Genomic DNA, 12,841 nt, shown 5'->3' with positions numbered 1-12,841 from the left:
AAATTGAGAAAAAACCTTCAACATATTACTTTAAAAGCAGAAGCTGAAAGCCAAAATTTGGAAGTGAATAAAACTGAAAACTTTATCACTTCCGAAGGCATTCCGTTTAAACCGAAATATTCTAAAGTGGATGTTGAAGATTTAGAACATCTCAATTTTGCTGCTGGAATACCACCTTATTTACGCGGCCCATATAGCACAATGTATGTTGAAAAACCTTGGACCATTAGGCATCATGCTGGATTCTCTGCTGCTAAAGATGGTAATGTTTTTTATAAACATAGTTTAAAAGAAGGACAAAAAACACTTTCAATTACTTTAGATTCCGTAACAAATCTTGGTTACGATTCCAGTTACGAATGCATGGATGGAGATGTTGGAAGGTCTGGTGTTGCTATAGATTCTGTTGAAGACATAAAAATACTCTTCGACCAAATTCCTCTCGATAAAATCTCGATTTCCATACCGATGAATGGAGCTGTTTTGCCTATCATGGCTTTTTATATTATAGCTGCAGAAGAGCAAGGTGTAAAACTAGAACAATTAATTGGCACCATCCAAAACGATACTTTAAAGGCGTTTATGCTGGATAATGCCGACATCTATCCGCCAACACCATCAATGAAAATTATTTCGGATATTTTTGAATTCACAAACAAAAACATGCCGAAGTTTAATAGCATCAGTATTTCTGGATACCACATCCAAGAAGCTGGAGCTACCTGTGATATTGAATTGGCTTATACCCTAGCCGATGGTTTGGAGTATATAAAAAAAGGACTTAATGCTGGCTTAGATATAGACGCATTTGCGCCAAAACTTTCTTTCGTTTGGGGAATTGGCATGAATCATTTTATGGAAATTGCCAAAATGCGAGCCGCACGAATGTTATGGGCAAAACTAATCAAGCCATTTAACCCGAAGAGCCCAAAATCATTATCATTGCGTACACATTCTCAAACGGCTGGTTGGAGTTTAACAAAACAAGATCCTTTTAATAATATTACTCGAACAACTATTGAAGCTACATCTTCGGTATTTGCAGGCACTCAAAGTTTACATACCTCCACTTTAGATGAAACCATTGAGTTACCAACCGATTTCTCGGCACGTATTGCTAGAAACACACAAATATATTTACAAGACGAAACACAAATAACAAAGACCGTAGACCCATGGGCAGGCAGTTATTTTGTAGAGAAACTAACCGCCGATATAGCAAACAAAGCTTGGACTTTAATTGAAGAAATAGAATCTCTTGGAGGTATGAGTAAAGCTATTGAAGCAGGAATCCCTAAACTTAGAATTGAAGAAGCTACTGCTAAAAAACAAGCAAAAATTGATTCTAATCAAGACATTATTGTTGGAGTAAACAAATATGTTCTTGAAGAAGAAGATTCTATTTCTACGCTTGAAACTAATAACGAAACGGTTAGAAACAATCAAATAGACCGTTTAAAACAAATAAAAGCAAATAGAAATTCTGAAAACGTAAAAACAGCTTTATCAAATTTAACGGAAGCTGCTCGCACAGCACAAAATAATTTATTAGCTTTAGCTATTGAAGCTGCTCGCGAACGCGCTACTATAGGTGAAATAACCAAGGCTTTAGAAGTAGAATTTGGAAGACATAAAGTCTCAAACTAAATCATTTTCTGATATGTATAACAAAGCAATAAAAAAAGATATATCCTTTAATAAAGCTCAAGAATTAGCCGACATTTTTGCCGAGCAAGACGGAAGACGCCCTAGAATTATGGTTGCCAAAATGGGACAAGATGATCAGAACTCGAAAATAATTGCCACAAGTTATGCCGATATTGGTTTTGATGTTGATATTGGTCCATCATTCCAATCGCCTACCGAAGTTGCAAAGCAAGCTGTAGAAAACGATATACATATTTTAAATATTTCCTCGTTAACAACAGGACACAAAACACTCGTTCTAGAAGTTATAGATGCGCTTAAAGCTTATGAACGTGAAGATATTATGGTTATCATTGAGGGCGTAATATCAAAACAAGATTATCATTTTTTGATTGATGCAGGCGTTATTGCCATTTTTGATCCTAAAACTAAAATTAGCGAAGCCGCTATAAAAATATTAGAGATTTTGATTAATTAAAGTATAACTCTAAATTTCAATAAAATGATTGCAACTACCATTGATGAAGTTATTGAGCATTTAGAATTCATTATCCAAACTTCTATAAAAGAAGAAAGCACACTTGGTTATTTTGCGGCGCTATATCAAAAAGTAACTCTAACGGTTAAAAATAAACTCGGCACAAACTATTTTGATGATGATGTAAGAATGGAGAAGTTAGATGTTATTTTTGCCAATCGCTATTTAATGGCTTATTCAAATTATAAACAAAATCAACCAGTCTCTAAATCTTGGCAATCAACTTTTGATACTTCCTTTACTTGGCCACCTATCGTACTTCAACATTTACTTTTAGGAATGAATGCACATATTAATTTAGACTTAGGTATTGCCGCAGCCGAAATATCAAACCCTTCAACAATTAGAAGTTTACAGTCCGATTTCAACAAAATAAATGATATCCTCTCCGCATTAATTAATGATGTACTAGCCGATTTGTCTGAAATTTGGCCAACCCTTCTCAAAATCTTAAAATTCACGAATAAGGTCGATGACTTTTTAATAAACTTTAGTATGAATATGGCTCGCGATGGAGCTTGGAAGTTTGCCAACACCATGGTTAATCAACCAGATATACTTTCAAAAAACAATGCTATATTGAAGCGTGATGGAGAGATAGCCGAATTCTCAAAAACGATAACCAATCATAAATTCACAATTAAAATGATACTTCTAGCTGCGAGAATTGGTGAACGCGGTAGCGTTTCTGATAAGATTAGAATATTAAGATAATTGAAAACGAAGTATAACCTAGCTTCTATTTTTATTCTTCAGCATTTTTAAATACATGTTCTCCACTTTTGTGCGTGCCCACGGCATTCTACGCAAAAATTTCAAACTCGATTTTACCGATGGATTATCTGTAAAACATTTAATTTTTATATTGTACCCCATGTATTCCCAACCATAATGCTCAACCAAATCATTAATAATTTGCTCTAGCTTTATACCGTGTAAGGGGTTATTTGGTTGCGATTCCATTTACTAATGCTTTTATTTTAACCGCTTTTTCAAAATGATCCAGTTTATGGGTTTCAATCCACCAAGTAGCGGCTTCCATTAACAATTCTGGATTATCATTTTTGTTTTTAAAAAAAGCGTAAAAGGAAACACCAACGGTGTCTCCTTTTACAGCTATCTTTTTATTACAAACGTCAATTATTTTATCTTTTAAAACCTGTTGCATGTTCTAATTTCGACGGTCAGAGTTACGCTTTGGTCGTCTTGAACCACTACTTTTACTAGAGCTTTTACTACTAGAGTTTCCAGATTTATTAGATGGTCTAGAATTTCTATTTTGGCGTCCTTGTCCTTGTTTTATTGGTGCTGTAGATGCATTTGGATCTGGCTCAAAACCTTCCACGATTTCAACAGGAATCTTCATTTCAATAAGCTTCTCAATATCACGTAAAAAAGAAGTCTCATCGGCACTCACTAAAGAAAGCGCTAAACCTTTTGCTCCTGCTCTACCCGTTCTACCAATTCTATGTACGTAATCTTCTGGAATATTTGGAATTTCAAAATTGATAACATGTGGTAATAATGGAATATCTAATCCACGTGCCGCAATATCTGTAGCAACTAAAACACGAACGCGTCCGCTTTTAAAACCTGCTAAAGCCTTTGTACGCGCACCTTGACTTTTATTCCCATGAATAGCTGCAGCTGTAATCCCTGCCTTATCTAATTTTTCACAAAGCTTATTTGCCCCGTGTTTAGTACGTCCAAAAACTAAAACTTGTTTCCAATTACCTTCAGAAATTAATTTAATAATTAACCCTGTTTTAGAACCTTTGGCAACACGATATACTTTTTGAGTAATCGCATCAACCGTTGTGTTTTCTGGAGTTGCTTCAACTTGTACTGGGTGGTTTAAAATCCCATGAGCTAACTTTTTAATATCTTTTGAAAACGTTGCTGAAAACATCAAATTCTGACGCTTTTCTGGCATCGATTTAATAACACGTTCAATATCGCGTAAAAAACCCATATCCAACATTCTATCTGCTTCATCTAAAACAAAAATTTCCACACGTTTAAGTGATAGTAAACCTTGGTTTTGTAAATCTAACAAACGTCCTGGAGTTGCAACTAAAACATCAATTCCTTGGCGAAGTGTTGCTACTTGTGGTTTCTGGTTTACACCACCAAAAATAACGGCACTACGCAAATTTAAAAACTCACTATATTCTTTAACATTAGCATAAACTTGTGCTGCTAATTCACGCGTTGGCGTTAAAATTAAAGCACGAATTGGTCTATATTTTTCTTTCGGGTTTTCCGATAAAAGATGTAAAAGCGGTAATGTAAAACCTGCTGTTTTTCCTGTTCCCGTTTGCGCCGAAGCTAAAACATCGTGTCCTTCCAATACTGGAGGAATCGCTTTTTCTTGAATTGGACTTGGAGTAGTGTATCCTTTTTTGCTAATCGCTTTTAGCAAGGCTTCGGATAGGCCTAAAGATTGAAATGACATATAAATTGTTTAGTAAGCTCTTTTTTCGAGCCGTTGAGATGACAATTTATGTATAAAACATCACCTCGAATTATTAAGCTGCGAATGTACGTTTTATTTTTTCGACCTTGGTTTATTTATTGCTTTTAAAACAAAAACGAGTAACTTCGTAACTATATTCAAACTATTTTAATTCTATATGAAAACCATTATTTCACTTTTTGGCTGCATCCTACTATTGTTCTCAAGCTGCCAAAACACTAAAAAAACAGAACCTTTAATGACTTATATTGAAGAACCGCACTCGTTTGCAAAACCAAATCAAGCTGTAATAACCCATTTAGACTTGGATATTATAGTAGATTTTAAAACTGAAATTATTTCGGGAACAGCATCCTATCTAATTAGTAATAACGATGCTTCGGAAATTATACTTGATTCAAAATTTTTAAATATTGAAAACGTACAAGCCGATGGTGAAGACACGAACTTCTCTTTAGGTGCTTTTGATGAAACACTTGGGAACCCATTAAAAATTTCAATTAAAAAAGATACGAAGCAAATTACTATCTTTTATAAAACAACGAACAAAACCGAAGCACTCCAATGGTTAAAACCTCAGCAAACAGCCGATAAAGACCAACCCTTTTTATTCACACAAGGCCAAGCTATTTTAACGCGTACTTGGATCCCGATACAAGATAGCCCGCAAATTAGATTAACATACAATGCTAAAGTTGAAGTGCCAGCACAGCTTATGGCGGTTATGAGTGCAGAAAACCCAAAGGTAAAAACACAAGATGGTGTTTACTATTTTAAAATGACGCAACCTATTTCGCCTTATTTAATTGCTCTTGCTGTTGGAGACATTGCATACAAACCTATAAGCAATAGAACAGGTGTTTATGCAGAAAAATCTATGTTAGACAAAGCCTTTTATGAGTTCTCGGATATGGAAGATATGGTCGCTTCCGCGGAAAAACTTTACGGTAAATATGCATGGGAACAGTTTGATGTTATTGTGCTACCACCAAGTTTCCCGTTTGGAGGTATGGAAAACCCACGTTTAACTTTTGCAACACCAACCGTAATTGCTGGCGATAAAAGTTTAACATCGCTTATTGCTCACGAATTGGCGCATTCATGGTCTGGAAATTTAGTAACCAATGCCACTTGGGACGATTTTTGGCTTAACGAAGGTTTTACTGTTTATTTTGAAATGCGCATTATGGAAGCCCTTTACGGAAAAGATCGCGCAAATATGTTAGCTAGAATTGGACGTCAAGATTTAGAAGAAGAATTGGAAGGTTTTAAAGACACTCCAAATGATACAAAACTGAAATTACACTTAAAAGGACGCAACCCAGATGATGGCATGAACAGTATTGCATACGATAAAGGTTACCTGTTTTTAAGAACATTAGAAGAAACGGTTGGTCGTGAAAAATTTGATATTTTCTTGAAGAACTATTTTAAATCTCACGCTTTTTCAACCATGACTACCGAAAAGTTTGTAACCTATTTAAATGAAAACCTATTAATAAAAAACGGAATTACCTTCAATACAGAAGAATGGATTTACGAGCCAGGAATCCCAGAAAACCAAGCGATTATTGTTTCTGATAAATTTGAAAACGTAGAAAAAACAGTTCACGAGTTTGTAGAAACAAATACAATCGATAAAGCCATAACAACAGATTGGACACCGCAAGAATGGGTACATTTTGTTCGTAATTTCCCTGAAGATATGAGTGCAGAACAAATGGGATTAATTGATAATACGTTCAATTTAACCAACTCCAACAACTCCTATATTGCAATGGTTTGGTACGAGCAAGCCATAAATCACGATTATCATGGTAATAATATAGATGAAAAAATAGAGACTTTTTTAACTCAAGTTGGGCGTCGCTGGTATGTTTCAACCATTTACAAAGCTTTTAAAAGGAATAACAAAACAGATGAAGCTTTAGCTATTTATAGAAAAGCACGCGCAAATTATCATTCGGTTACGGCGAATACTATTGATGATATGCTAGAGTTTGAAGGAGAATAAATAATTTGAGTTATGTTGATGTTGTATGTCATTTAAGAAAAACCGGAACTATAATATGATAAAAGGACTTTTTGAAACACATCTATTTGTTGAAAATATTGAACGGTCGATTGAATTTTATGGAAATATTCTTGAACTAAAACAATGTCATTATGAAGAAGAACGAAGAGCAGCTTTTTTCTGGATTGGAAAGGATAAGCAATCTATGCTAGGTTTATGGGAAAAACCTAAAGATGAAATTGATATTCGACATTTTGCATTTGAATGCGAGCCTGAATGGGTTATAAATCAATCTGTGAATTATCTAAAAAAGAGAAACATTGGGTGTTACAATTTTCTAAATGATGGAACTGAAAGACCAATGGTTTTTGCCTGGATACCTGCAATATCAATATATTTTAACGACCCAGATGGACATTCTCTAGAATTTATTGGGATTTTAAATGGAAAATCTAAACCTGAAAACGGAATAGTTTCTTATGAGAAATGGAAAGAACTAGATACGGAGGAAAAATAAAAACGCCATGCAATAAAATCGTATATGATTTATTACTAGTTTTAGCTTATTTACGAAAACTCTTCGGGTTTTTTATTTAATTTTTAGTTACTTAACCACGCAACAAACCATATACAAAAATGCTGCCTGCTATCTTAATTTACCATTTAGCAACCATTACTATTGAATATAAAATTCATAAACAACTTCAATAAGTTCTTACTTAAATAAAACCATGAACTTTACAATAAAACACACCAAATAATGAAGGGTTTTGAAACTAATGTCTTGATTCTATTACTTGCATTCATTCAATTTACAGGATATGCTCAATCAGAAAAGTATATGATAAATAATTCTATTATAATGCCTTTAATAGAGGGGAAAAACCCGAGTATTACATTTGAGAAACTAGTTATAGAACCAGCGAATCTATTCATTCAATCAAAACCAAGAAACGAGAATTCTCCACATATTCAACTGGAATTAAATGTAGTTGAAAACAATGCTAAATACTCTACTTTTCTTTGGTATTATAAGATCTCTAGTGATAGTATAAAAACAAACTACCCGAAAGCATATAAAAACTATTCTTTTGACTTAAAGATTAAGAAAGAGGAAGTTGCGTTAGTTATTGAAAAATTAGACTTTGGAAAAACAATATTTATTGATTTAGGTCAAAAAATTATTATTGGAAACCTTGAAATTCTGTTTAAAGATTGCGTTGGAGAATGGTCTGAGGATATAAATGGAAATCAGACAGATGCTTTTAACACCTATAATATTTCGTTATTCGAAGAAAATAACCAGAAAACCATATCTTTTATATCGCTAAATAAGGACACGGAAAAGGAACGGTATATAGAATGGAAGAATTATAAAATTATAATTTTAGAAGATTCTGAAAAAGCATTAAAGCTAAAGGTTTTTAAAACCGATTCTTAAAAACCCAATACAAGTGTCTCATAAAAACTAAAGACTTATTATATGTCCTGTCGTGGATATAGCAATAAACACGTTACACTTCGCCTTTCAATATTTTATAAACTAGTTCTTTTGTAGGCTTCTGTCCGTTAATTTTAGATTTAACAGAATCAAAAGTCATTTTAAAATCACAACCCGATTTATAAGCGCTACAACCGTAAGCCGTTTTTCCTTTTATAACGGTGCCTTTATGACATTTTGGACAGGTTAATTTATCGGAATTCTCAGATGTTGCTATTTTTTGTGCCTTCTCTACTTTTACTTTCGGCTCTAATTTCAGATTAAAATCATCATCAAAACGTAACAGACCTTCAACTGTTCCTCCATCAATTTTAAAACCTTTTAAATTAACAGTCGACCCTTTTTGAAGCAATCGAATAAACTGCTTTTCAGATATCTTTTTCTCACCAAAACTAAAAGGCATTAAAAACTTACAACCATCCTTATAAGCGCTACAACCATAAGCCGTTTTCCCTTTTAAAAGTTGTCCTTTTTTACATTTCGGACAAACCTCAGCCATAATTCCAGCTTGTTTTTTCACTGTAGCTTTGGCCGCTCTATTTTTAACAACATTGGCTTGCGAAATATTAGCACGTTTGGTTTCACTTCGTACTTCGTAAACCAAAGCATCTACCATGCGTTTCATGTTTTTTATAAAAGCACCGGCGCTATATGTACCTTTTTCAATATCCTTTAACTGCTTCTCCCAAGACCCTGTAAGTTCGGCCGACTTTAGCAAATCATTCTGTATGGTATCAATTAACTGAACGCCCGTAATAGTTGGTAACACCTGTTTTTTGTTACGTATTATATATTTTCTTTTAAATAGCGTTTCTATAATATTGGCACGTGTAGATGGTCTACCAATACCGTTTTCTTTCATTAAATCTCTAAGTTCTTCATCGTCTACCTGCTTACCTGCTGTTTCCATAGCACGTAATAAAGTAGCCTCTGTAAATTGATTTGGCGGTTTTGTTTCCTTTTCTAAAAACGAAGGTTCGTGCGGACCTTTTTCTCCTTTTACAAAAGTTGGTAAAATCCCAGATTCTTTTTCTTTAGCATTAGGGTTTTCAAAAACCACGCGCCAACCTTTTTCTAAAATTTCTTTTCCAGTAGTTTTAAAAACAACTTTAGCTGCATTACCTAAAACAGTGGTATTAGAAACGATACAATCGTCATAAAAAACAGCAATAAATCGTTTTACAATAATATCATAAACCTGTTGTTGATTGTATTGTAAATTAATTTGAATTCCCGTTGGAATAATAGCGTGGTGATCGGTTACTTTTTTATCGTTAAAAACCCGAGTAGATTTTTTTATTTTCTTTCCTAAAAGCGGTTGTGTTAAAGTAGAATAATTGGTTAACTTCTGAAGTATTCCTGACACTTTTGGATACACATCGTTTGGTAAAAATGTGGTATCTACTCTTGGATAGGTTACTACTTTTTGTTCATATAATTTCTGAACAATTTTCAATGTTTCATCTGCAGAAAAGCCAAACTTCGTATTACAATACACCTGTAAACCCGTTAAATCGAACAATTTTGGCGCGTATTCTTTACCTTTTTTCTTGGTTGTAGATTGAATCTCAAAGTCGCTCTCTTTAACTCTATTTGCTAACGCTTCCCCATCTTCTTTTTTAACAAAACGGCCTTCTTCATAACTAAAAAGCGTTTCACGATACAAGGTTTGTAGTTCCCAATACGGTTGCGGCTTAAAGTTCTCAATGTCTTTAAATCTACCAACAACCATAGCCAACGTAGGTGTTTGCACCCGACCTACGGATAACACTTGTTTATAACCACCATGTTTTACGGTGTATAATCTAGTAGCATTCATTCCTAAAAGCCAATCGCCAATAGCTCTAGAAAAACCAGCATAATATAAATTATCGTAATCCTCAGATGGTTTCAAATTCTGAAAACCTTCTTTTATTGCTTCGGTTGTTAATGACGAAATCCATAAACGCTGTACTTTACCTTTATATTCGGCTTCATTCATCACCCATCGCTGAATAAGCTCTCCTTCTTGCCCAGCATCCCCACAATTTATAACCAATTCGGCTTTATCAAATAAACTTTTTACAATTCTAAATTGCTTCTGGATACCATCATTGGCAACCACTTTAGTTTCAAATTTCTCGGGAAGCATTGGTAAATTATTCAAATCCCAACTTTTCCAATAAGGCTTATAATCATTTGGCTCTTTAAGTGTACATAAGTGACCAAAAGTATAAGTTACCGCATAACCATTACCTTCATAATAACCATCGCGTTTAGTATTTGCACCTAATACGGTAGCAATTTCGCGGGCAACACTGGGTTTTTCGGCTATACAGACTTTCACTTCATTCAGTTTAAAATAGAAGGTGCAAAATAGTACTTTTGATGCGTATTTAAAGCAGGTTTTCTAAGGAGTTATTAACGAATTTTAATGCTTTAAAAATAATACTACCATTAGTTTATCTGTTTTAAGAGAATAATTCGTTCGAAACCATATATTTATAGGAAACTACTTTTTGTTTTAAAAAACTAGTAAATCACTGTTTTCTGGGATGATTATACGTTCCGCAATTCCTACATTTGCACATGCTTTTTAAGCCTCAAAACATAATTATTTTTCTTTGTGTATGCTATACCTCTATTTGTATGGCACAAACGGCGACTTCTATTGATAGAGAAAATAAAAAAGTAGATTCACTTTTTTACTTTTTTAATAATGGTTTTGATAAAAAAGCATATAAACAGGCTCATAATTTATTACCTAAATTTAAAACAAATAAAGCTTTAGCAAACACCAACTTTCTGCTTGCTTATTATCATAATAAATACGCAGCTATAGATTCTTCTATTTATTATACCCAACAAGCGCTTAAAAGTAAAAGTGCTGTTAACGACTCTTTAGCAAATAGACTAACCATATTGGCTTACCAATTACTTGCTATAAACAATAAAAATAAAGGCTTGTATCATGAAAGTAAAAAATGGAATATTAAAGGCGCAGAACTAAGCGAAAAACATAACGAAACCAACTTATACTACTCACATTTACATGGATTAGCTAGTACATATATTGCATTAGGCAAGAACCAAGAAGCTTTAGATCTTTTCGAAAAATGCATTAAATATTCTAACAATGATGAAATTATTTTAGGAAGCTACATCAATTTGGGATCTATTTATTCGTCATTTAACAAATACAAAACATCAAATAATTATTTACAGAAAGCGAAAGAAATTTGTGAGAAAGACCCCAATAGAAAACAAGCCTTAATAAACGTTATTATCAATATAGGGGATAATTATTTAAATAATGGAGAAGCAAACAAAGCGCTTTTAGAATTCTACGACGCAAAAAAAACAAGTTTTCAAAACAAATTCTATAATTTAGAACTCATCGTTACAGATAAAATAGGAACTACACTGTATAATGAAAAAAGAGATAATGATGCGCTTTTAATATTTACAAGCGCTTTACCAAAAGCCATGAGTTTGGGTGCTTTAGATGTACTGATGCATAGTTATCTTATGCTGGAAAAAATTTCTGTTAGAAAAGATGATTATAACAGTGCTTATAGTTATGGAAAAAGATATTACCAGATAAAAGACTCTATAGATAACTCTCAAAAAGAAAAAGAAATTAATAGTCTAGAAATTAAATTTGAAACTCTCGAAAAAGAAAAAACTATAAAAGTATTACAGATAGAAAACTTAAATAAGAGCTTAAATATTAAGAACAAAGATGCAGATATAGAAAAATACAAACTTCAAAAAGCTATAATTGCAAAACAAAACGAAAATCAAGTCTTGCAATTACAAAATGGAGTTGAAAAGCGTAAAAATGAAATTGCACTACTTAAAGAAAAAGAGGCATTAAAAGTCGTTGAATTAGATAGACAAAAGACCATTAAATATATTGTACTTGTTGCATTTTTTATTTTACTAATACCTATTGTGGCCCTTTTAATTATTTACTATCAAAAACTACAAGCACAAGGTTTACTTAATTTAAAAGAGAAAGAGATTAATGAGCAGCGTGTTAATTCCTTAAAAAAAGATCAAGAATTAAAGTTGATTAAAGCATCTGTTGAAGGACAAAACCAAGAACGAAAAAAGATTGCACAAGAAATGCATGATAGTGTTGGGGGTAATTTAGCAGCTATAAAATTACAATTTAGTCAGCTTTCTAATCACCCCAATAATATGAAGTTAATCTACAGTCAATTAGATGACACTTATGAACAGGTAAGAAACTTATCGCACAATTTATTACCTAAAAAAATTAGAGAAAACGATTTTGTAGATTTAATTAAAGAATATATAAATACTGTTGAAGAAGCCAGTGAACTAATTATAAATGTTTCATTTTTCGATGAAGTAAAAATTAATTCTCTAACTAAAATATTACAAAATGAATTGTTTTCGATTTTTCAAGAGTTAACAACCAACACCATTAAATACGCTAAAGCCAAAACCATAGATATACAATTAGACCTTTTAAATGGATGTATATTCTTTATTTATGAAGACGATGGTATTGGGTTCGATTTATCGGTAACAACATTAGGCATTGGCTTAACGAATATAAAGAATAGAGTAGAAAATTATAACGGCATATTACATATAGATTCTAAACTCGAAAGAGGAACAAGCATCAATATAGAAATTCCTTTAAAAGCATAATAA

General features: G+C 32.9%; 9 protein-coding genes and 1 pseudogene. 6 read left to right on the top strand and 4 right to left on the bottom strand.

The window, feature by feature from the left end:
* The first annotated feature begins 3 nt into the window (after positions 1-3).
* Both scpA and GQR97_RS09565 read left to right on the top strand, forming a co-directional pair.
* Positions 4-2,125 (top strand): annotated as a pseudogene (gene scpA / locus GQR97_RS09570) (methylmalonyl-CoA mutase).
* A gap of 24 nt (positions 2,126-2,149) precedes the next feature.
* Positions 2,150-2,899, top strand: coding sequence for a DUF5995 family protein (locus GQR97_RS09565; protein ID WP_158847806.1), 750 nt, complete (start codon positions 2,150-2,152; stop codon positions 2,897-2,899).
* An 18-nt stretch (positions 2,900-2,917) separates the two neighbouring features.
* On the opposite strand, the gene GQR97_RS09560 is transcribed toward GQR97_RS09565, so the two are convergent.
* The 3 genes from GQR97_RS09560 to GQR97_RS09550 are packed head-to-tail and all read right to left on the bottom strand — an operon-like array spanning position 2,918 to position 4,640.
* Positions 2,918-3,148, bottom strand: a complete 231-nt coding sequence (locus tag GQR97_RS09560) for a VF530 family DNA-binding protein (protein ID WP_158847804.1) — start codon at positions 3,146-3,148, stop codon at positions 2,918-2,920.
* Positions 3,129-3,353, bottom strand: a complete 225-nt coding sequence (locus GQR97_RS09555) for a DUF6500 family protein (protein ID WP_158847802.1) — start codon at positions 3,351-3,353, stop codon at positions 3,129-3,131. Before GQR97_RS09555 ends, GQR97_RS09560 begins: the two co-directional genes overlap by 20 nt.
* 3 nt (positions 3,354-3,356) lie before the next feature.
* Positions 3,357-4,640, bottom strand: a complete 1,284-nt coding sequence (locus GQR97_RS09550; RefSeq protein ID WP_158847800.1) for a DEAD/DEAH box helicase — start codon at positions 4,638-4,640, stop codon at positions 3,357-3,359.
* 178 nt (positions 4,641-4,818) lie between these two features.
* On the opposite strand from GQR97_RS09550, the gene GQR97_RS09545 reads away from it, so the two are divergent.
* The 3 genes from GQR97_RS09545 (at position 4,819) to GQR97_RS09535 (ending at position 8,116) form a co-directional block, all read left to right on the top strand.
* Positions 4,819-6,675: a M1 family metallopeptidase gene (locus GQR97_RS09545; protein ID WP_158847798.1), complete on the top strand. Its 1,857-nt coding sequence runs from the start codon at positions 4,819-4,821 to the stop codon at positions 6,673-6,675.
* A 55-nt stretch (positions 6,676-6,730) separates the two neighbouring features.
* Positions 6,731-7,192, top strand: a complete 462-nt coding sequence (locus tag GQR97_RS09540) for a VOC family protein (protein ID WP_158847796.1) — start codon at positions 6,731-6,733, stop codon at positions 7,190-7,192.
* A 243-nt stretch (positions 7,193-7,435) separates the two neighbouring features.
* Positions 7,436-8,116, top strand: coding sequence for a hypothetical protein (locus GQR97_RS09535; RefSeq protein ID WP_158847794.1), 681 nt, complete (start codon positions 7,436-7,438; stop codon positions 8,114-8,116).
* A 73-nt stretch (positions 8,117-8,189) separates the two neighbouring features.
* Here GQR97_RS09535 and GQR97_RS09530 read toward each other — a convergent pair whose 3' ends face one another.
* The gene (locus GQR97_RS09530; RefSeq protein ID WP_158847792.1) at positions 8,190-10,502 is read right to left on the bottom strand and encodes a type IA DNA topoisomerase; all 2,313 of its coding nucleotides are present in this window, start codon (positions 10,500-10,502) and stop codon (positions 8,190-8,192) included.
* 302 nt (positions 10,503-10,804) lie between these two features.
* On the opposite strand from GQR97_RS09530, the gene GQR97_RS09525 reads away from it, so the two are divergent.
* Positions 10,805-12,838 carry a tetratricopeptide repeat-containing sensor histidine kinase gene (locus GQR97_RS09525; protein WP_158847790.1) on the top strand — a complete coding sequence of 678 codons (2,034 nt, stop codon included), beginning with the start codon at positions 10,805-10,807 and terminating at the stop codon, positions 12,836-12,838.
* Positions 12,839-12,841: the final 3 nt, after the last annotated feature.

This window comes from Algibacter sp. L1A34 (assembly GCF_009796805.1).
Taxonomy (GTDB): Bacteria; Bacteroidota; Bacteroidia; order Flavobacteriales; family Flavobacteriaceae; genus Algibacter.
Note: the sequence above shows the minus strand (reverse complement) of the source record. Positions and strands in the feature narration are given on the sequence as shown.

Coding starts and splice junctions, on each gene's coding strand:
- GQR97_RS09565 (WP_158847806.1), top strand. CDS start 2,150: ATGATTGCAACTACCATTGATGAAGTTATTGAGCATTTAGAATTCATT.
- GQR97_RS09560 (WP_158847804.1), bottom strand. CDS start 3,148: ATGGAATCGCAACCAAATAACCCCTTACACGGTATAAAGCTAGAGCAA.
- GQR97_RS09555 (WP_158847802.1), bottom strand. CDS start 3,353: ATGCAACAGGTTTTAAAAGATAAAATAATTGACGTTTGTAATAAAAAG.
- GQR97_RS09550 (WP_158847800.1), bottom strand. CDS start 4,640: ATGTCATTTCAATCTTTAGGCCTATCCGAAGCCTTGCTAAAAGCGATT.
- GQR97_RS09545 (WP_158847798.1), top strand. CDS start 4,819: ATGAAAACCATTATTTCACTTTTTGGCTGCATCCTACTATTGTTCTCA.
- GQR97_RS09540 (WP_158847796.1), top strand. CDS start 6,731: ATGATAAAAGGACTTTTTGAAACACATCTATTTGTTGAAAATATTGAA.
- GQR97_RS09535 (WP_158847794.1), top strand. CDS start 7,436: ATGAAGGGTTTTGAAACTAATGTCTTGATTCTATTACTTGCATTCATT.
- GQR97_RS09525 (WP_158847790.1), top strand. CDS start 10,805: ATGGCACAAACGGCGACTTCTATTGATAGAGAAAATAAAAAAGTAGAT.